The organism is Paraburkholderia nemoris (genome assembly GCF_905221015.1).
Lineage (GTDB): Bacteria > Pseudomonadota > Gammaproteobacteria > Burkholderiales > Burkholderiaceae > Paraburkholderia > Paraburkholderia nemoris.
In genome coordinates, this window is the sequence record NZ_CAJNBO010000002.1 from 123,110 (window position 1) to 147,970 (window position 24,861).

Genomic DNA, 24,861 nt, shown 5'->3' on the forward strand with positions numbered 1-24,861 from the left:
GTGCAGTCCCTACCCACTCTAGGAAGCGCTGACGCATCGCGTCAAGGTGAATCCAAAATATCTGCGGAGCATTGTTGCGGAAAATGACGGGAATTGCGAAGTTGGCCGATGAAACGGGGACGTAAGACGATTTTTGACGACATTGATCTCAAGCAAAGTTTGGCGTTGCCGTTAACCCGGACGTAGGTCCCGTCATTCTTTGCTTTAGGTGTTCACGATGTTCAGCAAGATCAAGGTCGCATCCGGCCTGTTGTGTGTTCTCGCCGCGTTCTGCGTTTTCCAGCTTGTCACGGTGGGTTTGGGGTTCTGGTCGCTCACACGCACGCATGACGACGTGGGCGATCTGTCGAATGTCGCCTTGAAGCAGGTGGATGCGGTCAATGAAACGACCCAGCATCTGATGGATGCGCGCATCAACCTGTCGCGCGCCGGTACGCGCATGGTGCGCGGCGGCGCAGAGCCGGCCGACATCGTGCAGCACGCCCGCGAACAGCTGACGGCGGCCGATCAGTCGTTCGGCGCGTTTATGAGCGCGCAGAAGACCAGCGACGAAAACAGCACCCGTGCCGCCGCGCTCGCCGAGCGCTACAAAAAATTCCACGACGCGCTCGCGGAATTGGTGCAGTTTCTCGACGCGAACAATATCCAGGCCTTCCTCGACCAGCCGACCCAGGGCTTCCAGGACGCCTATCTCGCCGAGTCGCACAACTTCGTGCAATTCGGCGCTGCTGCGAGCCAGGCATCGCTTGATTCGATCGACGCCCGCATGACCACGTTCCGCGCCGTCAGCATCGCGATCCTGCTGTTACTGGTGGCGGGCACATTCGGCGTGTACGCGGCGCTCCGTAAGGGCGTGGTGGCGCCGCTGGAAGAAGCCGGCCGTCACTTCGACCGCATCGCGCAAGGGCGTCTCGACCAGCCGATCGCTTCGCGCGGCACCAATGAGATCGGCCGCCTGTTCTCGGGCCTCGCGAAAATGCAGGCGAGCGTGGCGCGCACCGTGCAAACCGTGCGCGAGTCCGCCGACTCGATTCACCTCGGCGCCGACGAAATCGCCACCGGCAACGCCGATCTGTCGGCACGCACGGAAAACCAGGCGGCATCGCTCGAAGAAACCGCGTCGAGTATGGAAGAATTGACCGCCACGGTGCGCCAGAACGCCGATCACGCCCGTGAAGCCAATGCGCTCGCCGAAACCGCGCTTGAGGCGACCTCGCGCGGCAGCGAAGTGGTCAACGAGGTGGTCGACAAGATGCGCGGCATCGCGCAAAGCTCGGACAAGATTGCCGAGATCATTTCGGTGATCGACGGCATCGCGTTCCAGACCAATATCCTCGCGCTGAACGCGGCCGTCGAAGCGGCGCGCGCGGGCGAACAGGGCCGTGGCTTCGCCGTGGTGGCGGGCGAGGTGCGCGGGCTTGCCCAGCGCAGCGCGCAGTCGGCGAAGGAAATCAAGACGCTGATCAGCGAATCGGTCGCCGAGATTCAGGGCGGTTCGACGCTGGTCGAGCATGCCGGCGAGGCGATGAGCAACGTTTCCGCGTCGATCTCGCGCGTCACGCAGATGATGGCGGAGATCAGCGCATCGTCGCTCGAGCAGAGCACGGGCATTGAGCAGGTCAACCAGGCGGTGGTGCAGATGGACGAGATGACGCAGCAGAACGCGGCGCTCGTCGAAGAAGCCGCCGCAGCGGCCGCCTCGCTGCATCAGCAGACGCAGCAATTGAAGGACGCCGTTTCTGTGTTCGAAATTTCTGAGACTGTGTTGCGAATGCAACAAATTGACGATCTGCGCGGGCAAACGGCGGCGTTCGCGCTGTCAGGAATGCGGGCGATCTAGGCCGCGAACGTGCCCAAAAAGAGGGCATCTGCAATAGAAAATGGCCCGCCAAAGCGGGCCATTTTGCATTAGACGCAAGCGCCTAAGGGTGCCTCAACGTACCTGAAGGTACTTAGGCCGGCTGGATGTTCGCAGCTTGCTTGCCCTTCGGGCCTTGCTTGACTTCGAACGTCACTTTTTGGTTTTCCTGCAGGGACTTGAAGCCGCTGCCTTGAACTTCCGAAAAGTGTGCAAACAGGTCTTCGCCGCCGTCGTCCGGGGTGATGAAGCCAAAGCCCTTTGCATCGTTAAACCACTTCACAGTACCTGTTGCCATTTTTAATCCAGTAAATGTTGTGTGTTGCATTCGCGACCGCTATTTCTCAACACGAGATCGAGCGCGAAGTACGAGTTGTATCACGTCTTTATGATGGACGCCAATCAACAAGTATTCGGGTATTCCCCTGATTGGACCCTTTTGAGGTCCGGAAACCATTTTCCAAGGGGGCCCAGCCGGTAGGGTAAACTGCTTGTATTACTCTTCCAGGAAAAACATTGACACATTATTTGCAAGATGAACTTACCTCATTCTGGAGTCGTTTGACCCCCTATCTCGCGATATTGGAGTCGAAATCACCTCAAGAAGGCGCCCCGGATCCGGTCGGCCGAATCACGGTCGATACCGAAGAGCACCAGGCTTTCGCCCTTCACACCACCGATAAAAAACCGCACGGCGACACATCGGATACCCCCACCGGACACAGCGCGACCTACACGCGATTCAAAACTGCCGACGCCGATTGGGGACCCTGGCAACGCGAAGAATACTGATTGACCGGTCAGTCGGCTTTTGACGCCGATACACGGGAAGACGGCGGCCGGCGCTTAGCCCGGCAAGGCGTCATAGGCGGTCGCAAGGTGATAGGGGGTGGTCGACGGCATGTCGGCACGCACCACGTCACCGGCGGCCGTTTTGCATTCGAACCAGCCTTGCGGACGCAGGAAGCGTTGCCGGAAGAGTTCGATTTGCCGCGGCAGCGCGGCGTGCGCAGCGGGGTCGTCATGGCTCGCCAGTGCGCGCAGATACTCGGTCTGCGCCCAAATCCGCTGGGTAGCGTCCTTGATGCGTCCGGTTTCGTCGAGCGAGGCGCACACGCCGCCCGTTTGCGGGTCCACGCCATATTGCTGCGCGAAGCTGAACGCGCGCGTCAGCGATTCGTTGAGACCTGAGGCTTCGAACAACGCACCCGCCTGCTTGACCAGCCAGAACCATTCGAACTGATGCCCCGGTTCCAGACGGTTGTCGTCCGCGCCAATCGGCAATTCGGCGACGCAGCCGGTCGGCGCATGGACGAAGTGATGCGCGATGGCACCGGCAAGACGGCCCAACGCGGCGTCGAAGGCGTTGTCGCGAGTGACTTCGCGAGCGGCTAGCCACGCTTCGGTGAGATGCATCAAGGGATTCTGGATCGGCGTGCCGGTCACGCTGGCGAAGTCCGCGGTGAGCGCGGCGTTGAACAGATCATCGTCGGCCACGAACTGCGACTGAATCAATGCCGACGTACGATGGACGACTTCCAGCGCGTCGCGGTTGCCGGAACGGCCGGCATATTCCGCGCAGGCGAATACGACGAACGCATGCGTATACAGGTCTTTGGTCGTGTCGAGCGGCGCGCCTTGCGCATCCACGCTATAGAACCATCCGCCGTTGCGCGTGTCCTGAAACGTGTGCATCAACGAATCGAACAGCACCTGGGCATGCGCTGCATCGCCTGCTTGCGAGAACACGAACAATTGTCGCGCGCACGCCATCGCCCGGTAACGCTCCGCGGGCAACGGTTCAGGGCCCTCGGCGCTGACCGCTTCGTAGGGCAGCTTCAGCGCGAGGTTGAACCCGGGCCCGCGCCACAGCGGCAGCACCACGTGAGTGAAGTGATCACGGAGTGTGTTGGCAAGCGGGGTCGTGGAAGCGGTGAAAGGGGTCATGCTCTGCATAGTTCGGTTGGTCAAACGCGGTCATTCGAAGCGCCTGCGGACTTTGGCTTTCGCCGCAGCGCGGCCGCCGGCGGCGTGCGGCCAAGCATAAAGCAAACGGCTGCCGCTGGCACTCCGTCACAGCTGCGAAATACGCTTCAAATAATTTCAGACAAGGAGGAAAAACAATGTTGGGGAACCTTGAACTCATTTCCCGTCTGATGCTGGCCGCTGCGCTCGGCAGCGTCATCGGCTTCGAGCGCGAACGGCTTTCATGGGCCGCGGGCTTGCGCACGCATATGCTGGTCTGCGTCGGTTCGACGCTCATCATGATCGTGTCGGCCTATGGTTTTGCCGAAGTGCTGTCGGGCGATCATGTCGTGCTCGATCCGTCACGGATGGCCGCGCAGGTGGTCTCCGGCATCGGCTTTCTCGGCGCCGGTTCGATCCTGCTGCGCGGCGAAATCGTGCGCGGGTTGACGACTGCGGCCAGCCTCTGGTCGGTCGCGGCGATCGGGCTGGCGGTTGGCGGTGGGCTGTACACGGCGTCGATCGCCGCGACCATCATCATTCTGATCATCCTCGCCGGGATCAAGCCGCTCGAGCGCCGCTTCATCACGGTGAAGCAACGGCGCCAACTGACGATGATCGTCGAGCGCGGAGCCATGACATTCCATTCGCTGCACGACGAACTCGGCGCCGCGAGCCCGCGCGTCAAACAATTCGTGATGCAGCAAAGCGATGACGCGCCGGAGTGCGACGAAGTGATAATCACGTTGCACCGCGTGTCGAATACCGAATATGAAGCGATCTGCTCGCGCTTGCGTCAGTTGCACGGCGTCAAGCAGTTCCGGCAGGACGAGGCGTCGTCTTAAAAACGGAAAAACCTCGGCGAATGGCTTCGGCAGGGGCGGGCGGCCATGCGACAATGCGGTCTCGAAAAATTCCAATGGCATTGACGAGCGGTGCTCGGCGCCCGCTTTCCGGCGACGACCGCTTTTTTCTCTATGGCAGATTCCGCAGCATCCACGCAGTCCCGGCCTCAGCGCGCCGCTTCGAAGAAGCGGCGGCAGGCCACCGTCTCGACCGAAACTGAAAACAAGCTGGCGCGCGCCGCGCGCTCGGCACAACGTCTCGCGCAACTGAGCGATGCCTCACGCGACGACAGCACGCTCGACCTGTTCCCCGACGATCCCACTCGCGCCACGCTGGAAGCGATGAATATCGACGTCCGGCAAGGCACGTTGCATGGCTTTGAATTACCCGATGTCGTGCTGGCCGCGGTTGGTGTGATCGACGCCGATGGCATGTCGCCAGAGGCAAGGGCGGCGCGCCGTGCGCCTCGCGCTGCGAAATCCGATGAACCGGTGCCGGTGAATGCGCAATTGAGTGGGCTGGAGACGGAGGCCGTGGAGGCTACGGCATCGCCGGTCGGCGAGCTGGCTTTCGGGGATGTGAAGGCGACAGCAGAAGCGGCGGCCGAAGAGAAGCCGGCGCCGTCGGCACGTGATGCGGTTGCGCCGCTTACGTCTGCGATGGCGGCGGCGACCGTGGCGCGTAGTGTGACCGCGCTGCGCCAGGCTGCTGAGCCGGGTGCAGCGACTACAGATGCAGCGGTTGCATCGACCTCGGGTGGTGCCAAACCGCCTATGCCGCCGCAGCGTTTCGCGGCGACTTTTGCCAAGGCGACGACGGCTTCGAGGGAAGCGGCCGGGGCCGAAGGCGCGAATGCGGTAGCGGAGCGTGCTTCGTCTTCGCCTTCGTCCGAGTCTGGGGCTATGGCTGATGCCGGTACGGTGGTTGCCGAGCCGAAGCCGGCTGCGAAGCCATCGGGCAATGTGTCTGCATCCGCGTGGTCAGCATCGGCATCAACGCCTGCATCCGCATCGGCATCCTCCGCGCACACAAACGCGTCTTTCTCCGCGCCGTCCTTCCGTGAAGCCCAGCGTGCCGAAGCAGCCACGGCAGCGCTGCGCGCCGCGCCTGAACTCGACCGCGCGCGTGCGACGGCCTTCGCCGATACCGTCGACGCCTTATACGGCGTGATCGCCGATCAACGCCTCGCCGCGACAGATCATTCACGCCGCATGAAATGGATGCTGTCGATCGTGGTGGGCGCGTTGCTGATGACGGTCGCGATCGGCATCACGCAGACGGTGCTCCTGATGCGCCTGACGCGTGAAACCACCGCCCAGCAACACCGCATCGAGCAGATGATGCAGAACCAGCAGGCCGCCATGGCCAGCTTGCTCGACACGCACATCGCGATGGCCAACGCGGCGGCGGCCAATGCGGCTTCTGACGCAGCCGCAACCGCGGCGCCTCAAGCAGCCGCGGCCACGCCCGCGCATAGCAAACGCGGCACGCGCGCACAGCACGCGCACAAGCCGAAAGCTGCCAATTCGCACTGATTCTCAGTGACTGCCGCGGCGGCGTTAGCTGGCCGCGGCAACTCGTTTTGCCCGGGCAACAGAACAGCCTGGCGCTTACTCCCACTCCCAGCCCCGGGTCTCAGCCCCACTCTCGTTCCCTGCCTCCCAGGATAGGCGCCGTAAGGAACCGCCCCGCCGCCAACGCCTCGCAAGCCAAACTTCACGTTTTAAACTCTCGTTGCTGTTGCGAAGCCGGACCGGATACGCCAGCGCATCTTCTGACGGGAGCCATCATGCCGACCAGCACGCACAAATATTCGATCGAGGACCTGCTAGCCGCGCTTCTGCGCGATCAAGGCATCCACGAAGGGCACTGGGCGTTGAACGTCGAGTTTTCGGCGACGGGCGCGTCCGTCAAGCCGCAAGAGAACCCCGCGCGGACCTTGCCGGGGCTGATTGTCTCCGTCAACAGCGCGACGCTGATGCGTGCGGACAGCACGGCGGAAGGCGCCGTCGATGCCGCCGTAGTGAACCCTCGCAAAAACGTGACGAGCGCGAAGCCCACGCGTAGCAGGAAGCCGCAATCGACCACGCTTCAGTAGGCGGACGCTTTTGACCCTGAAATATAAAAAACGGGGACGTTGTTATGGTGCGACGCACCATGGATAAAAACCCTGTGACAACACACCACACCCGAGAAATTGCTGCATTGCACTAGCTTTTGCCTAGGGAAAACCCTATAATTCTTCTTAAGGGAAAACCCTAGCTAATGCAGTAACCAACCGGGAGTCGCCATGAGCTTCATTTTTGCACTGTTCCAAAAGGTCAGCGACCTCTTTGCGTCGCCCCATCTGCCGCTGGATTCGGACTACTCGTACGCAGCACGTAGCCGCGAAGCAGAGCGCATGCGCAAAGCGCAATCCACGTTGTTCGGCATCAAGCTGAGCGACTAAAAAAGCAAAGCTGTACGGCCTGAGCGCGGACCACCGCGCATGGGCGCGCACGTCAAGTGCGCCTCGCATCATTGAAGCCACCGCCCGCGAAACGCGTGCTGTGGCTTTTGTTTTTTGTGCGGTTGCCGCCCAATTCCCCGTTTTTCCGAATATTTCCTGGCCGAAATGAATGTAACGGCGCCTCACACGGCGCCGTCGTGCCATTCAGTTGATTCACCGCGCATGCGCTGTAGACGGGCGGCGAAGGTCCAAAACACGGCCATTCATCAGTCCCTTTCATTGAAATGTGCGCTTACAAGTGCTCACGTCTTCATGCGGTTTGCACCGCTAAAGTTGGTCTCAAGCGTACGGCGTCTGGTCCGAACCCAAAATCGCGGTTCGATGTTGGCCGAACACGGGCGCTGGCTTGATACAAAACTTTGCATGGGAGGTCACTATGAAAACCTTTAACAAGACGTCGCGTTCGATCATTGCAACCTTGCTGGCGGGCGGCGCGTTGCTCGCAGCCGGCAGTGCGTTCGCCCAGGAACGGGTGGTTATCGAAAATGGTCCGGGACCGGCGGTTTACGGTCAGCCGCACATGATGCCGGTGGGCGTGTCGATCAACATCGGCTGGCATGGCGATCGTTACTACGACGGCCATCGCTACTGGGCTCATGACGACTGGATGCGTCATCATCCGCACGACTACGATCCGCATCACCACGACGACCGTCGCCCGCCGCCCCCGCGCTACTAATGCGCGCATGACGGCGCCGCGTGACGCGGCGTGAAGTTCGCAAAGCCGGTCCTTCCTCACGGAAGACCGGCTTTGTTGCATTCGGTCTTCGAAAACGGCGCGCTGCGCTATGCTTGAACGCTTTCATCGACGGCAGCAGGAGAGCGGCGTGGACAAGGCAGTCATAGGCGTAGTGGGCACGGGATTGATGGGCGTCGGCATTGCGACGCAAAGCGCGTTGCACGGGCATCGGACGATCGTTCACGACGTCGACCCAGCGCGCCTCGCGAGCGTTGCGCCGAAGGCGGAGGCGGTGCTCGACGAACTGATCGACGCCGGACGCATTGACCACGCTGCCAAACAGGCGGCGCTCGCGCGCATCGAAACACATGCGCAACTCGACGTCATGGCGTCGGCGCAATTCGTGATCGAGGCGATTCCCGAGGTGCTCGAACTGAAGCATCGCCTGTATGCGGCGCTGGCTGAGTTGATGGCAAACGATGCGATTCTCGCGAGCAACACCAGCGGCTTTCCGCCCGATCAACTGGTTGCTCCGTTGCGCGCGAAGGAGCGTTTTCTGATCGCGCATTTCTGGAATCCGCCGCACATGATCCCGCTAGTCGAAGTGGTGCCGGGTACCGCGACCGCGCCGGAAGTCACCGAACGTACCGCTGCGTTGATGAGCGCGATCGGCATGGAGCCGGTGGTGCTGGCAAAGGCGATTCCGGGTTTTGTCGGCAACCGGTTGCAGTTCGCGGTGCTGCGCGAGGCGTTGAACATCGTGCGCTCGGGAGCGGCGACGCCTGATGTAGTCGATCGGGTCATGAAGGCATCGCTCGGGCGCCGGTGGGGGATCGTCGGGCCGCTCGAGGGCGCGGACATGGGCGGCCTCGATACCTTCCTCGATATTTCCACGCATCTGATGCCGGAACTCGCTAAAGACGAAGACGTGCTCGATCTGCTGCGTGCGCAGGTGAACGCGGGGCGTGTTGGCGTGCGCAGTGGTGCTGGTTTCTACGAGTGGGACGACGCTCATTTGGCGCGCGTCAAAGCAGGTCGCAAGCAGGTGATTAGTCGCGGTTAAGACCGTCAGTTGCGCGGTGAACGGGCATCTTCTCCAGGTCTCGACGCCGCGATCAACCTATCCCGCTGCTTCCCAACCCCACCCAGAATCGATTCCGCCAGCCCATCCGGAAATCCGGAAGGCACCAGCGCATCTACCGCACTGATCACGTCATCAGTCGCGCTCGCGACTTCAGCAATAACGTCTTGCGCCGCCTCGCTTCCCAACCCAATCTGTCGAGCCTGTTCGATCCAGTGCCGCCGCTGAATCTTTTCGATCAGATAGTGATTGCTACTACCGCGAACAGCCATCGCCATCTTTACTTTCTGACGCGCAATCTGATTCCGCCCCGGGCCAATGATCGGATGCGCGGAGAGCATGTCATAAAGTGGCGTCGACCGGTATAACCCGCCCGGCAGATGAAAAATACTGAAGTTCTTCGCATGACCATCCGTTGCTGCCAATAGCCAGAACAGGAGTCGAGTCTTAAAGAACTGCCGCCGATCCTGATCCGCGTTTTCCGAGCCGAGCATCACGTCCATGATCTCTGCGATGCCCGGCCCACCATCGGCCTGGTACTTCAGATGCGAGGGCCTTCCGGTGGCCTGGCACATGTCTTCCTGCGGAAGGCGCACGATCCAGCTCGCATCGCTCGACAGCCTACGGTCGAAACGCTCGACCACGAGCGCTTTCTGGTTCTCGAACATTGCAATCTCGCAGTTCGCCGTGGGGAGTCCATACGCCGATACGATTTTCGAGCACAGCCATTCGTTCTCGATCGAGGTTCGCATATCCGCCTGCATGTTCCCAACCAGCCCGAGCGGAAGCTTGAAGATATGCGTGGTCGGCGTGCTGCCAGTCGGGTAGATCCACTGTTCGTCGTGGCGCAGCAGCGCCGTTTTCTCCTGGGCCCCGGCAATCGATAACCTTAAATCCACCCCGTTATCGTATTGGCCGAGCGGCGCCGCTGAGGTGGCATTGCGCAGTAGCAGCGCGATCTGCGGCTCGGATAACGGCGTTCCGGAGATGTCGTAGAGGTCGGTGGGTTGCTCGTCAGGCGGCAGTAGTTGGATCGCACCGACGCAGTCACGGCCAAGCGCTACCAGCAGATCGAATGCGTTCGTGCTGCCCGTGCGATGCCGTTGAGCCAATCGCCGGCGGATCGCATCGCTATCGGGAAGCAAATTGTCGAAGAATGCGCTGACCACGTCGCCGCGGTACGGTTGGTTTCCGGGCGTGAACGGCATCGATAGGGAAAGGGGACGCCCTTGTTCGTCTTCGATCCACTCGTCGAGATAACTCAGGCGGTCCCCTTCCCGTGCTTTTTCCCAGTAGCCTACGGGCAGCCCGTTCATCCAGATGTTGAGTCGTTGTGTCTGAGAGCGGCGCGCCATGATTACCAGTTTTCCCGTTTCTTTTTGGTCGTGATTGTCCCAAGGGATTGCTTCGAACTCGACGCCTTCTGAGTTCGGCCTGAGCGGTTGGCGACAGACGGAGATTTCGCTTTCTGGGGGGCAGGGACGTGTCGTTGAAGCTTTGGCGTTTCGGCCTGCGCTGGTTTACTGTCAGGCGCGGACGACGCCTGACTCATACGCAGCTCCACGTTCAGCAAACGCATGACCTTAAAAAGCCGCTCGACGCTTGCCGATGCCGGATTGGCTTCCAGTTGCGCGTAGCTTTGCTGCGTGATGCCTAGCAGTTCGGCCACCGCAGCTTGTGTGAGCCCCGCGGACTTGCGGAAGCCCAGCAGAATAGGGCGGAGCTGACTTAGCGTCTTGATAGCGTAATCCATTGGATTTTCTTCAGGCTCGTACAGTCTTGGGACTGTAACATACAAATACAGTCAATAAGCTGTAAATCAAATATACAGTCTATAGACTGTAATTGTAATTCACAACTTAAAGCCTGTTAAGGAGGGGCGCGAAGCCGGCCGGTGAGCCGGAATCCACGGAGGCGCGAATAGCAACAGTCCGCTTCACTCCCACCCCCAGCAGCCCCAGTGAGTCTGCGGTATAAATACCTCCCGCCTCATCCGCAAACCCCAACACAAACCATGCCCCACTACTTCTACGACCCCGCTGCCGGTCACGGCCTCCCGCACGACCCATTCAAAGCCATCGTCGCTCCGCGCCTGATCGGCTGGATTTCCTCACGCGCCGCCGAGGGCACCCTGAACCTCGCGCCCTACAGTTTCTTCGGCGCGTTCGCCAGCTTCCCGCCGATCATCGGCTTCTGCAGCGAAGGCCGTAAAGACAGCATCGCTAACATCGAAGCGACCGGTGAATTCGTCTGGAATCTGTCCAGCAAGCCGCTCGCCGAGCAGATGAACCGCTCTTCCGCACCCGTCCCGTCCCACGTCGACGAATTCGAACTCGCCGGCCTGACACCTGCGCCGGGCCGCAACGTCGCCGTGCCGCACGTCGCCGAATCGCCGGCCGCGCTCGAATGCAAGCTGCTGCAAGTGGTCCGTCTTCATACGCTCGACGGCAAGCCGATGGACAACTACCTGTCGCTCGGCCAAGTAGTCGGCGTCCACATCAACGAGGCCTATCTGAAAGACGGCCTGTTCGACACGCACGCCGCGCAGCCGATCATGCGCGCCGGCTACCGTGCCGACTACGCGGAAATCGGTGAGATGTTCCAGATGTTCCGCCCAACCGCATAAGTACCCAAAGCAGCACCCAAAGCGTTTGAATCACCTCGCGCCGCGCAATGCGGCGCGGCGCCCATCTGATCGACTCCGCGAAACGCAAAGCCAGAGCCCCGCAATCTGGCCCGCTTGATGCTTGCAACCGACGCTCCAACGCGTCGTTTTCAACTGCCGGCTCACTCAAGAGGAGCGCGATCATGTCCACCGAATTCGCTACGCAGTTCAGCCATGTCCGTCCGCAAGACACGTCCTACGTGGATCAGGGCCTACGCGACTTTTTTCTCTACCGCGATTTAGGCATCGCGCAGGCAACCGGCGGCAAGGTGCTCGCGCAACTCGTCAAGGCGAATCACGCACCAGAGCAAGGCACCGGCTGGCACCGTCATGAGGCCGATTTCCACATTGTGATCATGTTGAAGGGCTGGGCGCGCTTCATGTATGGCGACAAGGAGACGCTCGTCGCCGCCGGCGATTGCGTGCATCAGGCGCCGGGCATCGTCCACTATCTGTTCGATTACTCCGAAGATATGGAGTACATCGAGATCGTGTCGCCGGCCGATTTCAAATCGATTGAAGTCGAAGGTCCGTGCGAAGTCCCGGCGGTGCAGCCGTGGAAGAGCGCCGTGACTTGACTCACGATTGCGTCGCGGGTGGCCGTCGTCGCGGTGCCCGTGACGCCTGCTGAGTCTTGGCGGCGGATTCCGCGCCGATCCCGTTCGGCGAGGCAGTCACCGCAGCCGCAGAATCCACCTCGACATCAACCACTGCGGCAGCAGCCGGGGCTGACGCGATCGCTTCCGAAGCCGCCGCTACCGACACCGGCTGAATCGTCCGCGCCCGCGAACTCACCACCACTGCACGCGGTTCGTTGTCGTAAATCACGGCCCGCACACGCGGATAAATCTGCCGTTCCCACCGATGTCCATTGAACACGCCATAGTGCCCCACACCGGTCTGCACATGATGCGTTTTCAGATACGGCCTCAACTTGTCGCACATATCCTGAGCAGCGAGCGTCTGCCCAACCGCGCAGATATCGTCCTTCTCGCCCTCCACGGTCAGCAACGCAGTACGTCGAATCTTCGAAGGCTCCACAAGCCGCCCTTCCACCTCGAGTTCATGCAACGGCAGCGCGTGCCGCTGGAAAACCGTATCGACGGTCTCCAGATAAAAATCGGCCGTCAGGTCCATCGTCGCGAAGTATTCTTCGTAGAAAGTGCGGATCGTATCGGCCTTCGCCGGATCGCCTTTGGCGCGCTCGTAATGCATGGTCTCGAACGAGTCGAGATGGCGGTTAAGGTTCATCGCCATGAACGCGGTCAGTTGCACGAAGCCGGGATACACGCGACGGTGCGCACCCGCAAAACCGAACGGCACGGCGCTGATCAGGTTCTGCTCGAACCACTCGATTGGCTTGCTTTTAGCCAGTTCGTTGACACGCGTCGGGTTGATGCGGGTGTCGAGCGGGCCGGCCATCAGCGTCATGCTGGCGGGCTGCGCGGGGTTGTCGTCGGCGGCCATTAGCGCGACTGCGGCCAAAGCGGCGACTGTCGGCTGACACACCGCCAGCAGATGCGCGCCCGGCCCGATCGTTTCGATGAAATCGATTACGTGCCGTACATATTCGTTGAAGCCGAAACGGCCCTGGCTCAGCGGCACGTCACGCGGGTTGTGCCAATCGGTGATGTAGACATCGTGCTCAGCCAGCATCGTGCGCACGGTGCCGCGCAGCAGCGTCGCGAAGTGACCGGACATGGGCGCGATCACCAGCACGCGCGGTTGCGGATGAGAAGGCGCGGTGTCCTTACGGAAATGCAACAGCGAACAGAACGGCGTGTGCGCAGCGACTTCCTCGACGATCTGTACGGGTTTGCCTTCCGTCACCACGCTATCGATGCCGAACGGCGGCCTGACAGGCGTAAGTCCGGCGAGCGTCAGCAATTCGCAAGCCGCGCGTATCGAGCGTCCATGCGACGTATCGCCAAACGCGGGCCACGCGTCGAGCGAATGATTCACCAGCGCTGCGCCGTGCCGCATCGGCAGCATCATGTCGGCGAAAGCCTGGTATGTGGGATATGCGAACAGGTTCATAACCTTCGCACGAGTGCAGGAAAGGAAGGAACCCGAATAGAGGCAAGTCATGTGCCAATTGTGCAGTCGCACTGGCGCCGCCTTCGCTGCACGTTGGCATAGCATTTGCGCCGGTCATGGGAACGGGCCGAATTTGCCGCGCTTTGGTGCGCCCACGCACGACAACGTGCATGCGCATCGTCAGGCGTCGGACGAAAGCCTCATCTGGAGGAGAATCGTATGGCGAATACCACGCTCACCATCAGCAGCAAGAACTATTCGTCGTGGTCGCTGCGCGGTTGGCTGCTGACCAAATTCAGCGGCCTGCCGTTCGAAGAGATCGTGATGCCGATCGACGATCCCGCTGCGCGCGCCGAATTGTTGCTGCTGTCGCCGTCGATTCTGGTGCCATGTCTCTTTCACGACGGCATCAAGGTCTGGGACACCCTCGCGATCGCCGAATATCTGAACGAGCTGAAGCCGGAAGCGGCGCTATTGCCCAAAGACATCCGCGCGCGAGCGCATTGCCGCTCGATCTGCGGCGAGATGCATTCGGGTTTTGGTTCGCTGCGCTCGGCGTTGCCGATGAATCTCAAAGCGCATTTTCCGGGCTTCAAGGTATGGGCGCGGGCGCAATCGGATATCGACCGTATCGTGACGATCTGGAGCGAGTGCCTGAAGCAGTACGGCGGGCCGTTTCTGTTCGGCGAGCGCAGTGCGGCGGATGCGATGTACGCGCCGGTGGTGACGCGTTTCGTGACCTACGACGTCAAGCTGGATCCGGAGATCGTCGACTACGGGCAGCGGATCATGGCGCTACCGGAAATGCAGCAGTGGATCGCGGACGCACAGCAGGAAGTGGAGGAAATCGACGAACTGGACGTCGAGTTTTGATCACGGCGCAAGGCGCACGGCGGCGCGGCAGGGCGCCGCGCCTTACATCGACCTAGGCAATGCGTTAATCCCGCCCAGCCCCCAGCTTGAACACGCTCACTACCTGCGCCAGCCGCGCAGCCTGATCGCGCAGCTCAGCCGCCGCATGTTCGGCCTCGCCGACGATCGTCGCATTCTGTTGAGTCGCTTCGCCAATCTGCGTGACAGCGAGATTGACCTGCTCGATGCCGCCCGATTGCTCGCGTGACGCAACGCTGATTTCGGCCATGATCGCGCGCACCTGGCCGACCTGTTGAACGATGCCCTGCATCGTCGAGCTCGCTTCCTCCGCGATCCGGAAACCGCTTTGAACGGTCGCCGTGGAGGCGGCGATCAGCCCGTCGATTTCCTTCACCGAAGCCGCGCTGCGCTGCGCCAGCGCGCGCACTTCCGACGCCACCACCGCAAAGCCCCGGCCGTGTTCGCCGGCGCGCGCCGCTTCGACGGCGGCGTTCAACGCAAGGATATTGGTCTGGAACGCGATGCCTTCGATCACGCTGGTGATCTCGGCGATCTTCTGCGATGAGCGGCTGATCTCGCCCATCGTCGAGACGACGCGTTCGACGGCACGGCCGCCTTCGACGGCGGCATCGGCGGCATTCGTGACAAGCGTGTTGGCCTGCGCGGCATGGTCGGCGTTCTGCTGCACGGTCGATGTGATCTGTTCCATGCTGGCCGCCGTTTCTTCAAGGCTGCTAGCCTGAGTCGCAATGCGCGCAGCGATGTTGCCGCTGCCGGTAGCGATCTTTTCAGTCCCGCCCGATATATCCGTCGACGCGTTGCGGACTTGCGAAACAATGCGAGCAAGGCCTTCGCCGATGCCGTCGATCGACTGCATCAGGCGGCCGATTTCGTCGGCGCGCGCATTCGCACCCTTCCCCACGCGGACGCTCAGATCGCCCGAGGCGAAGCGCTCGGACGCCTTCGCGGCTTCATCGAGTGGACGGCTCACGAGGCGGCGCACGGCAATCAGGAACACGATCGCGAACACGCCCACCAGCGCGAAACCGATCAGCAGGAATTCATCGCGTGTCGCGACGACGTCCGCCATCACTTCCTCGCGTGGCGCGACGCCGCCCACCAGCCATTGCCATTCCGGCACGGTGACGAACGACACGAATTTGTCGCGCACGTTGCGCTCGCCCAGTGTCGCGTCGGCGGAACTGAATTCGAGTTGGCCTTCTTTCATGTCGAGCATCTGCTGATACGGCGCGTTCGCGTTGTCCGCGTTCTGGCCGACGGCGGCCGGATGCACGATCAGCTTGCCGCGATCCGCGCCCTTCGAGGCATTGACCACGAAGTAGTAGCCGCTGTCGCCGATTTTCAGTTTGCTGATGCCGTCTTGGACCGACTGGATTTCCTTGTCCACGTTCACGCCGACAAACAGCGCGCCGATCACGCGACCGCTCGCATCCGTAATCGGCCGATATTGCGTGATCAAACGTTTACCAAACAGCGCGGCAAGTCCCGTATAGGACTTGTTCGCCATGATCAGCCCATACGCCGGCGCTTTGCGGTCGAGCAACGTGCCGATCGCGCGTGAGCCGTCCTGTTTCTTCAGCGAAGTCGTCACGCGGACGAAATCGTCGCCGCTGCGTGCGAACACGGTGGCTACCGCGCCGCTGCGTTCGAGAAACTGGTCGGGAATCGAGAAGTCCATGTTCAGGACTTTGTCGCCGGCTTTGATGGTCGGAGTGGCAACGCCATTGATGTCGACTTTCTGGGAATCGTCGAGCGTGTAGCCGGTGGGCAGGAAGCTTGCGAACAGCGACATCGAGCGATCGACTTCGGCGGACAGCGCTTTGTCGAACAGCGTGATCATTGCGGCGATCGAGCGGTCCTTATCGGCGATGCGTTCGAGCACCTGATCGCTGATCTGCTTGCCGGCGCTGCGTGTGAGCGCCCATGTAAAGGCGGCAAAAATCAATGCCACCAGCGCGCACGACAGTACGGCGAGCCGGGCGCCAACACTGGCGCGGCGCAAAGAGAGAAATTCCATGGGCGTTCGGAGTAAGGAGTGACATGAGGTGCGCAAACCGTGCGAATGCGTGGTTTACACCTATGTCAGGATTACGGCCGATTTGCCCATATCTTTAGTGTTTTCGAAAGCCTTACGTAATACTTCTCCTTGCCCTGTCTTTCAACGCGCCGACGCGCCGCGCCAGGTGCGCAGCAGTAACGCATTGGTGACGACGCTCACACTCGAGAACGCCATCGCCGCGCCGGCCAGCATCGGATTCAACAAGCCGAAGGCGGCAAGCGGAATGCCGATCAGGTTGTAGACGAATGCCCAGAACAGGTTCTGCTGGATCTTGCGCCACGTCTTGCGCGAAATATCGAAGGCGTCAGTCACCAGAGCCGGATCGCCGCGCATCAGCGTGATGCCGGCCGCCTGCATCGCGACGTCGGTGCCGGTCGCCATCGCGATGCCGATGTCGGCGGCAGCGAGCGCGGGGGCGTCGTTGATGCCGTCGCCCACCATCGCGACGATGCCGGCGCTGCGGATCTTCAGATCGCGGATCACGCGGGCTTTGTCGTCGGGCAGCACTTCCGCGTGGAATTCGTCGATGCCGAGCGCCTGGGCGACGCTCGCTGCGCTGCCGCGGTTGTCGCCGGTAACGAGCACGCTTTTGATGCCCATCTGGGCGAGCCGTTCGACAGCCGCGCGGGCGGTTGGCTTGACGGTGTCGCCGAAGGCGATCAGGGCGAGCGCGGTGGGTGCAAGCGGCGCGCGCTCCATCAGCCAGGAGACCGTGTTGCCGGCGGCTTCGAGCTGTTTTGCGCGTTCGGTGAGTTGCGGCGGCACCTGGATGCCGAGTTCGTTGAGCCAGCGCGTGCTGCCGAGCGCCAGGGTGCGGCCCTCGACGTCGGCTTCCACGCCGCGCCCGGGCACCGCGCGTGCGGCGCTGGCCGTGAGTGTTGGAGCTTGCGACTCCGCCGCTGCGACCTGCGACGCCACTTCATACGCCTTCACCACTGCCCGCGCCAACGGATGATCGCTATGCCGCTGCACGGCCGCGGCGAGCGCCAGCGCCTCGTCGCGCCCAATGCCTCCAATCGCCTCGAACGCCGTCACCGACGGTTGCCCAAGCGTCAGCGTGCCGGTTTTATCGAACGCGACGATATTCACCCGATGCGCGGTCTCCAGCGCCTCGGCGTCCTTGATCAGCACGCCGCGCCGCGCAGCGACACCGGTGCCGGCCATGATGGCCGCGGGCGTTGCCAGTCCGAGCGCGCAAGGGCAGGCGATCACCAGCACGGCGACTGCATTCAGAATTGCGGTTTCGCCACCTGCGCCGGCGATCAGCCAACCTACCAGCGTGAGCGCGGCAATCGCCAGAATCGCCGGCACGAAGATCTCGCTGACGCGGTCGACCAGCCTTTGGATCGGTGCCTTTTCGGCCTGCGCGCTTTCCACGAGGCGAATGATTCGCGCGAGGGTCGTCTCCGCGCCGATCGCGGTGGTCGTCACCGCAATCGCACCTTCGCCGTTGATCGAACCGGCGGTAACCGGATCAGCTGCCTGCTTCGGCACCGGCAGGCTTTCGCCGGTAATCAGCGATTCGTCAATATGAGTGCGGCCTTCGAGCACCGCGCCGTCCACCGGCACGCGCTCGCCCGGACGCACGATCACCACCGTGCCGACCCGCACTTGCGCGAGCGGGACTTCGCGTTCGTCCGTGCCGACGCGGATCCGCGCGCGGTCGGGGCGCAGTGCGTTGAGCGCGCGGATCGCATCCGTGGTCTGGCGCTTGGCGCGCGCTTCGAGCCATTTGCCGAAACGCACCAGCGTAATCACGACCGCCGACGCTTCGAAATACAGATGCGTCATGCCGCCCGGATGGGTCGCCAGTTCGTAGACGCTGATTCCATAGGCTGCCGACGTGCCGAGCGCGACCAGCAAGTCCATGTTTCCGGCGCCGGCCCGCACCGCACGGTAGGCCGCGCGATAGAAACGCGCGCCGAATACGAACTGCACGATCGAGGCGAGGGCGAACTGCAGCCAAGGCGAAAGCATCGCGTGCAAGCCGAACCATTCGCCGACCATCGGCAGGACGAGCGGCAGCGTCAGCACGGCGGACGCGAGCACGGCCGCCAGTTCGCGGCGCGTCTGGCTGCGTTTGCTGTCGGCGGAAGAGGCAAGGGCGGAATTTTCGGCAGCCGATGCCGGTGCGTCCGGCGGCGCGATCAGCGTTGCCTCGTAGCCGGCCTTCTTGACCGCGGCGATCAATGCGTCGGAGGCGGTATTGGCATCCGAAGCCGCGCCGCTGAGATTGACGGTCGCTGTTTCGGTCGCGAGATTTACCGACACACCGGCGACACCCGGCACTTTGGCGAGCGCCTTCTCAACGCGCATCGCGCATGAGGCGCAGGTCATCCCGCCGATGTCGAGTTCGGTGGTTCTCGAAGGTGTGGCGTCGGCAGGGCGCAGCGGCGTGGCAAGTTCGGTCATGGCAGGCAGGGCTCGTCGCGGCATTGGGCCGCATCATGAACCCAGTATTGACCTTCCCATGATGGGAAGGTCAAGGATGTTTTTGCGGCGCGCCTTGCGGATCAGTCGCGCAACCTGACCAGCAGGGCAAGAACCCGCGCGGGAGTGACAAAAATCGTCAACCGTACGCTAAATGGTGTCCGCGCGCGCACTACCAGGCGCTATTCCTGCCTTTGCGCTTGCCTGGTGAGCAAGGATACGATACAACCCGATGTTGTCGGAATCGCGAGCCACCGCCTGGCTGCGCTGGGCTTAGGGAGGCCACGCAAACCGGTTTCGCTGCGCACCGACGTCTCCCTTAGGACCGCACGTTCTGCCACCTGAACGAATGATAAAAAATCGCCGAGAACTGTTTTCGCTTCACTGGACCTGCGCATCGCTCGCAGGCCTCGCATTTCTGGCTGGTTGTGCGTCGACTCCGTCCACGACGCAAAAAGCCAACAGCTGGATCAAGGACGAAGTTGCCGATTCGTATGTATTCGGCTACCCGCTGGTGCTGATGGGCGTCGCGCGCGACGCGGCGGTCGGCACCGATCCGGGCCAGGCGCCGATCAATACGTTGCGTCACGCGCAGGCCTTGCCGCCGATAGGCGCGTCCAATCCGCTGCAGCCGAGTCTCGACACGCTCGACTCGACCGGCTGGCTGGACGTCGCCACTGAGCCGGTGATCGTGTCGCTGCCCGATTCGCGCGGCCGCTACATCGACGCCCGCGTGCTCGACATGTGGACCAACGTGGTGTGGTCGACCAGTTCACAGTTCGCTACCCGCGCCGCGGGCATCAAGGCGCAAACGATTGCCTTCGTCGGCCCAGGCTGGCAGGGCGATCTGCCCAAGGGCGTGACGCGCGTCGACGTGCCGACCCGCAATGCCTGGGTGAGCGTGCGCATCCAGTCGAACGGCACCCGCGACCTGACGGCGGTGCGCAAGCTGCAGCGCGCCATCCGCGTCGCGCCGTTGAGCGTCTACGCCGGTGGCACGCGCTCGGCATCGATTACGCCGCCGAGCAGCAATGCCGCCGATGCTGCCGCCGCGGCCGCTTCCGGCACGCCGGCCGCGCAAGTTGCCGCGCTCGACGCGAACGGCTTCTTCAGCCGGCTCGCGCAGGCCTTGCCGGACAACCCGCCGGCGCCGGCCGATCCGCATGCGCTGAAAATCCTTTCGGACCTGGGTGTGACGCCTGGCGATCCGGTGAAGCTGCCGAGCCCACCCGAGGCGATCGCCGCGGGCCTGGCCGACGGCCACCAGCGTGTCGTCACGCCGCCCTCGAATCTGCTGAGCGGCAACGGCTGGAACTGGTTCGGCGACGGCGTGGGCAACTACGGCCCCGACTATGCAATGCGCGCTTACGCCGCGGCGATCCAACCGGGCATCGGCACAAAGGACGATGAAGTGCGTGCGGTCGTCACCCAGGACAGCGACGGTCATGCCCTCAACGGCGCAAATCGCTACGTGATCCACTTCGCGCCGAACCAGTTGCCGCCAGTACGCGGCTTCTGGTCGATCACTGCCTACACGAAGGACGGCGCGTTAGGGGAGAGCGCGCCGGCGCGTCTCGCAGTCGGCGATCGCAACGGCGCGCGCCGTAATCGCGACGGCTCGCTCGACGTGACGGTGTCGTCCACGCGCGGCAAGAGCGGCAACTGGCTGCCGGCGCCGCGCGCCGATTTGCAACTGATGCTGCGTTTGTACGCACCGAAGCCGCAAGCGACCGATGGCAGCTGGCAACCGCCGGCCGTTGTGCGTCAGTGAAACGCGCCGACGTCGATGAAGTTCGCCAATGAAATGCCTCGATGAAGTGAGGCAGCGAAGTGCTGGTGTGCAGTCCATGAATGTTGTGCGTCACTGCTATGACAGTAAGGTATGAGTGACGCATAAACCAGCGCATATCCGCCGCTTCGTACCGGCGGATATGCGCTGCTGCAGCGTGCAACAATGTGTAAGCCACGGCTTACATTTCTATCCCGCGTAAGATTCACCACTTATACTGCCGCTTGCGGGATTTTCGTTTCGCGGCGGGCTTGCCGCCGCATTACCCAAGACCGAGCATGGCAAGCCTCAATAAAGCATCAATCGCCTCTTCCATGCAGACCATGCGCGATGTCGCGCAGTCGCGCCGCACCCGGCGTGTCATCACGGGTCTGCTGATCTTCCTCGTATTGTTCGGTCTGCTGGGCTTTTTCGCGGCGCCGCCGTTGATTCGCCACATTGCCGAGCAGCAGCTCAGCAAGCAACTCGATAGGCCGGCCACGATTGGCCGCATCGCACTCAATCCGTACACCCTCAAGCTCGAAGCCGATAGCGTGCATATCGGCGAGCGCGGCGGCGCGGGCGATTTTGTCGATATTGCGCGGCTCATCGTGAAGCCGTCATGGAGTTCGCTGTTTCGTGGCGCGCCAATCGTCGATGAAATACAGCTCGATTCACCACGCTTTCATATCGTTCGCTACGATGCGCAGCGCTTCAATTTCACCGACCTGATCGAGAAATTCTCGAAGCAGCCGGCCAAGCCTGATAGCAAGCCAACGCTGTTTTCGGTGTCGAACATTCGCCTCGAAAACGGCCAGATCACGTTCGACGACAAATTGCTTGGTGCAACGCACGTGATCGATCAATGGAAGCTTGGCATTCCGTTCATCGCTACGCTGCCTTCAAAAACCGATATCTTCGTCGAGCCGTTGCTGCGTGCGCGTATCGACGGCAGTCCGCTTGCGATCGACGGCAAGACCAAGCCGTTTGCAGCGTCGCGCGAATCGGAAGTGTCGCTGCGCTTCGACGGGCTCGATGTGCCGCAGCTCATCTCCTACTCACCGACCAAGCTGCCTGTGGTGGTGCAGAGCGGCAAGCTGTCCACCGACCTCAAGCTCAACTTCGTGGTCTCCAACGACGCTCCCTCGTTACGCGTGGCAGGCACCGTCGACTTGAACGATGTGGACGTGCGCGATCAGAGCAAGGCGCCGTTCTTCGCGGCGCATGCGGTGCATGTGGCTGCCGGGATGCTGGAGCCGTTGAAGAGCCTGTATCACATCGACGAGATCCGCATCGACGCGCCGAGCGCCAATCTTGCGCGTGATAAAGAAGGCGTGTTGAGTGTCGAGCGAATGTTCGCGCCTGCGCCTGCTGCGGGGGCTTCGGCATCGGCGGCGGCGTCTGCGCCCGTTGCAGCATCGGGTACCGGCGCGACGGAAAAGCCTGCACAGCCTCTGGACCTGTCGATCAAGCGTTTCGTGCTCAACGACGGCACTGTGAACGTTCACGATGAAGCCGCCTCGCGTCCGGTCGACGCCGGCCTGCAGAAACTGGCCGTCACGCTGACCGATTTCTCGACGCTCGCTACCGCCCCCGCGCATTACACGCTCAATACCGATTTCAAGGACGGCGGCGGCTCGCTCGGCGTGGCCGGCGCGTTTGGCCTGGTTGCGAAGACCGCCAGCGCAAAGCTCGATTTGAAGTCATTGAAGTTGCCCTTGCTGCAACCGTATCTCGACACCGCGACCGCCGCGCAAGTGGTGGACGGCGCGCTGTCCGCCAACGCGAATGTCGGCGCGAACTGGTCGAAGTCACCGGTCGCAGTCATGGTCACCGATACACAACTCGATCTGCAGTCGCTCAAACTCGCGGCGCGCGGCAGCAAGGATCCGGTCGTCTCGCTCGCGCAAGGCCAGGTGACCGTCAAACAGGTGGACGTCGCGGGGCGTACTGCCGATATCACCGGCGTCGATACGACTGGCCTGGTGGTCAATGCGCAGCGTCTGAAAGACGGCAGCATCGACCTCGCCGCGCTCGCGGGTCCGCATCAGGTCGAGCAGAAGCGCACGGCGATCCATGCGGTGAAGAAGGCGGAGGCGGAAGGGCCCGCGTGGCACTACAAGATCGGCGAACTCAACCTGAAAGACGCCACCGCGAATTTCACCGACAACACCACGCCGAATCCAGTGAAGCTGAGCGTGACGCCGCTGCAATTGAAGGTTCAGCAGATCAGCGACGATCTGAGCAAACCACTGCCGGTCGATCTGCAAGCGACGCTCAACAAGAAAGGCACGCTCGGCGTAAAGGGCGATGTCACGGCGACGCCGCTCAAGGTGGCCGTCAAGGTGAACGCGAACCGCCTGGATGCGGCGGCCTTCGAACCGTACTTCGGCAGCAAGCTGAATGCGCTGATCGCGAGCGCGTTGCTCAATGCGAACGGCGATCTCGCGCTTACTCAGGCGAAAGCGCTCAAAGCGACGTACCGCGGAGACGTTGCACTCGTCGACGTGCGGATGATCGACAAGGCGACTTCGGACCCATTCGCGGGATGGAGTTCGCTCGCGCTGACCAACCTGAAGGCCGACTACGACGAACGCGGCACCGTGGTCGACGCGGGGCGCGTTACGTTCACGAAGTTCTATGGGCGTGTGCTGCTCGATGCGCAAGGCAAGCTGAATCTCAAGGATGTGGTCGCGCATGAAAGCGGCGCCGCGCAATCGCTGACACGCGACAAGAGCGGCGGCCACGAGCCGGTGCCGTTGACGCCGCAAGCTGCATCGGCGCCAGAGCTGGCTTCCGCGCCGGTACCGGCGTCGTCGGCAACGCCGGCCACAGTGACGGCCGCCACGCCGCCGCAGAGTCCCGTCAAATTGCACTTCGGCCAACTGGTGCTGCAACAGGGCCGTGTGACGTACACCGACAACTTTATCAAGCCGAACTTCACCGCGAACCTGGTCGGCATTCAAGGCACAGTCGGCGCGTTCGGCACGCAATCGACTACGTCCGCACCCGTGGACATTGCCGCGAAGCTGGCGGCGAATGGTCCGCTGTCGATTCGCGGCACGGTCAATCCGCTGATTGCGAAGCCGGCGCTCGATCTGACTGCAAGCGCGCACGATATCGAGCTCACCAATCTCACGCCGTATTCGGCGAAATACGCCGGCTATCCGATCACCAAAGGCAAGCTGAACGTCGATCTGCACTACAAGCTCGATAACGATCAGTTGAACGCGAACAATCATATTTTCATCGATCAACTCACGTTCGGCGATCACGTCGAGAACGATACGGCGACCAAGCTGCCAGTGCGTCTCGCGATTTCGCTGCTGAAAAACTCGCGCGGCGAAATCGACGTGAATCTGCCGGTGTCGGGATCGTTGTCGAATCCGGAGTTCAGCATTGGTGGGCTCATCTGGCACGCGGTGCTCAATCTGCTGCAGAAGGCAGTGACCGCGCCGTTCTCGCTGATCGCCAATGCCTTCGGTGGCGGTGGCGAGGAGTTGGGCTATGTCGAGTTCGAACCGGGGTCGGCGCAACTGTCCGACGCTGCGGACAAGAAGCTCGACACGATCGTGAAGGCGCTGGCCGATAAGAGCTCGATCCGTATCGATCTGATTGGCCGTGTTGATCCGGCAGTCGACGGACCGGGGTTGCGTGCGCAATACGTCGACCGCCAGGTCAAGCAGCAGAAGATCAAGGACGTGGTGGGCAATGGCGAGAGCGTGGATCTGTCGACCGTTACCGTGGATCCGAAGGAATACGACAAGTACTTGACCAAGGCCTACAAGGCGGCCGACTTCAAGAAGCCGCGCAATTTTGTCGGCTTGACCAAGAGCCTGCCGGACGACGAGATGAAGGCGGCGATGGCCGCCAATGCTCCGATCGATGACGCCAGCTTGCGGCAGCTCGCCCAGCAACGGGCGCAAGCCGTGCAGCAGTATTTCGAAGGCAAGATCGACAGCAGCCGCGTGTTTATCGTCGCGCCGAAACTGGACGCTGATGGCATCAAGGACAAGGGTGCGACGACGCGGGTGGACTTCGGGTTGAAGTGATGCGTTGTGTTGCGATGC

At 62.1% G+C, this 24,861-nt stretch carries 20 protein-coding genes; 13 read left to right on the forward strand and 7 right to left on the reverse strand.

From position 1 onward, the window contains the following. Window positions 1-217 precede the first annotated feature (217 nt). Window positions 218-1,840, forward strand: coding sequence for a methyl-accepting chemotaxis protein (locus KHO33_RS03260; protein WP_200561278.1), 1,623 nt, complete (start codon window positions 218-220; stop codon window positions 1,838-1,840). A gap of 112 nt (window positions 1,841-1,952) precedes the next feature. Here the strand turns inward: KHO33_RS03260 and KHO33_RS03265 are convergent, their stop codons facing one another. Next, complete coding sequence (locus KHO33_RS03265; RefSeq protein ID WP_007178724.1) at window positions 1,953-2,156, reverse strand: cold-shock protein; 204 nt, start codon at window positions 2,154-2,156, stop codon at window positions 1,953-1,955. 263 nt (window positions 2,157-2,419) lie between these two features. Between KHO33_RS03265 and KHO33_RS03270 the strand changes: the two genes are divergently transcribed. Beyond that, window positions 2,420-2,650: a hypothetical protein gene (locus KHO33_RS03270; protein WP_233464700.1), complete on the forward strand. Its 231-nt coding sequence runs from the start codon at window positions 2,420-2,422 to the stop codon at window positions 2,648-2,650. Between the two features lie 54 nt (window positions 2,651-2,704). Here KHO33_RS03270 and KHO33_RS03275 read toward each other — a convergent pair whose 3' ends face one another. Beyond that, window positions 2,705-3,814 carry an AGE family epimerase/isomerase gene (locus KHO33_RS03275; RefSeq protein WP_054034766.1) on the reverse strand — a complete coding sequence of 370 codons (1,110 nt, stop codon included), beginning with the start codon at window positions 3,812-3,814 and terminating at the stop codon, window positions 2,705-2,707. Window positions 3,815-3,981: 167 nt separating this feature from the next. Here KHO33_RS03275 and KHO33_RS03280 point away from each other — a divergent pair, with 167 nt between their 5' ends. The 6 genes from KHO33_RS03280 (at window position 3,982) to KHO33_RS03305 (ending at window position 8,920) form a co-directional block, all read left to right on the forward strand. After that, window positions 3,982-4,668 (forward strand): MgtC/SapB family protein, encoded by a 687-nt coding sequence (locus KHO33_RS03280; RefSeq protein WP_093634402.1) that lies wholly within the window; start codon window positions 3,982-3,984, stop codon window positions 4,666-4,668. A gap of 132 nt (window positions 4,669-4,800) precedes the next feature. Next, window positions 4,801-6,204, forward strand: coding sequence for a hypothetical protein (locus KHO33_RS03285; RefSeq protein WP_200561280.1), 1,404 nt, complete (start codon window positions 4,801-4,803; stop codon window positions 6,202-6,204). 254 nt (window positions 6,205-6,458) lie between these two features. After that, a complete protein-coding gene (locus KHO33_RS03290; protein ID WP_200561282.1) occupies window positions 6,459-6,767 on the forward strand; it encodes a hypothetical protein in 309 nt (102 codons plus the stop codon). A gap of 192 nt (window positions 6,768-6,959) precedes the next feature. Continuing rightward, the gene (locus tag KHO33_RS03295; RefSeq protein WP_166618131.1) at window positions 6,960-7,118 is read left to right on the forward strand and encodes a hypothetical protein; all 159 of its coding nucleotides are present in this window, start codon (window positions 6,960-6,962) and stop codon (window positions 7,116-7,118) included. A gap of 436 nt (window positions 7,119-7,554) precedes the next feature. Continuing rightward, entirely contained in the window at window positions 7,555-7,857 is a 303-nt protein-coding gene (locus tag KHO33_RS03300) for a hypothetical protein (RefSeq protein ID WP_054034768.1), read from the forward strand. Between the two features lie 109 nt (window positions 7,858-7,966). Further along, the gene (locus KHO33_RS03305; protein WP_200561284.1) at window positions 7,967-8,920 is read left to right on the forward strand and encodes a 3-hydroxyacyl-CoA dehydrogenase family protein; all 954 of its coding nucleotides are present in this window, start codon (window positions 7,967-7,969) and stop codon (window positions 8,918-8,920) included. A 5-nt stretch (window positions 8,921-8,925) separates the two neighbouring features. Here KHO33_RS03305 and KHO33_RS03310 read toward each other — a convergent pair whose 3' ends face one another. Together KHO33_RS03310 and KHO33_RS03315 are read right to left on the reverse strand one after the other, a co-directional pair. Further along, window positions 8,926-10,293 carry a type II toxin-antitoxin system HipA family toxin gene (locus KHO33_RS03310; RefSeq protein ID WP_200561286.1) on the reverse strand — a complete coding sequence of 456 codons (1,368 nt, stop codon included), beginning with the start codon at window positions 10,291-10,293 and terminating at the stop codon, window positions 8,926-8,928. Window positions 10,294-10,295: 2 nt separating this feature from the next. Continuing rightward, window positions 10,296-10,691 (reverse strand): helix-turn-helix transcriptional regulator, encoded by a 396-nt coding sequence (locus tag KHO33_RS03315; RefSeq protein WP_200561288.1) that lies wholly within the window; start codon window positions 10,689-10,691, stop codon window positions 10,296-10,298. Between the two features lie 261 nt (window positions 10,692-10,952). Here KHO33_RS03315 and KHO33_RS03320 point away from each other — a divergent pair, with 261 nt between their 5' ends. Then, on the forward strand, window positions 10,953-11,564 hold the full coding sequence (locus KHO33_RS03320) for a flavin reductase family protein (RefSeq protein ID WP_200561290.1): 612 nt from the start codon (window positions 10,953-10,955) through the stop codon (window positions 11,562-11,564). 182 nt (window positions 11,565-11,746) lie between these two features. Continuing rightward, window positions 11,747-12,181: a cupin domain-containing protein gene (locus KHO33_RS03325; protein WP_054034772.1), complete on the forward strand. Its 435-nt coding sequence runs from the start codon at window positions 11,747-11,749 to the stop codon at window positions 12,179-12,181. Between the two features lies 1 nt (window position 12,182). On the opposite strand, the gene KHO33_RS03330 is transcribed toward KHO33_RS03325, so the two are convergent. Then, window positions 12,183-13,640 carry a polyhydroxyalkanoate depolymerase gene (locus KHO33_RS03330; protein ID WP_200561292.1) on the reverse strand — a complete coding sequence of 486 codons (1,458 nt, stop codon included), beginning with the start codon at window positions 13,638-13,640 and terminating at the stop codon, window positions 12,183-12,185. A gap of 219 nt (window positions 13,641-13,859) precedes the next feature. Here KHO33_RS03330 and KHO33_RS03335 point away from each other — a divergent pair, with 219 nt between their 5' ends. Continuing rightward, window positions 13,860-14,513 carry a glutathione S-transferase family protein gene (locus KHO33_RS03335; protein WP_054034774.1) on the forward strand — a complete coding sequence of 218 codons (654 nt, stop codon included), beginning with the start codon at window positions 13,860-13,862 and terminating at the stop codon, window positions 14,511-14,513. 64 nt (window positions 14,514-14,577) lie between these two features. Here the strand turns inward: KHO33_RS03335 and KHO33_RS03340 are convergent, their stop codons facing one another. Both KHO33_RS03340 and KHO33_RS03345 read right to left on the reverse strand, forming a co-directional pair. Next, window positions 14,578-16,551: a methyl-accepting chemotaxis protein gene (locus tag KHO33_RS03340; protein ID WP_200561294.1), complete on the reverse strand. Its 1,974-nt coding sequence runs from the start codon at window positions 16,549-16,551 to the stop codon at window positions 14,578-14,580. 141 nt (window positions 16,552-16,692) lie between these two features. Beyond that, window positions 16,693-19,005, reverse strand: a complete 2,313-nt coding sequence (locus KHO33_RS03345; protein WP_234480344.1) for a heavy metal translocating P-type ATPase — start codon at window positions 19,003-19,005, stop codon at window positions 16,693-16,695. Window positions 19,006-19,372: 367 nt separating this feature from the next. Here KHO33_RS03345 and KHO33_RS03350 point away from each other — a divergent pair, with 367 nt between their 5' ends. Both KHO33_RS03350 and KHO33_RS03355 read left to right on the forward strand, forming a co-directional pair. After that, on the forward strand, window positions 19,373-20,794 hold the full coding sequence (locus tag KHO33_RS03350; protein WP_200561298.1) for a DUF1254 domain-containing protein: 1,422 nt from the start codon (window positions 19,373-19,375) through the stop codon (window positions 20,792-20,794). 296 nt (window positions 20,795-21,090) lie between these two features. Next, the gene (locus KHO33_RS03355) at window positions 21,091-24,843 is read left to right on the forward strand and encodes a DUF748 domain-containing protein (protein WP_200561299.1); all 3,753 of its coding nucleotides are present in this window, start codon (window positions 21,091-21,093) and stop codon (window positions 24,841-24,843) included. Window positions 24,844-24,861 lie beyond the last annotated feature (18 nt).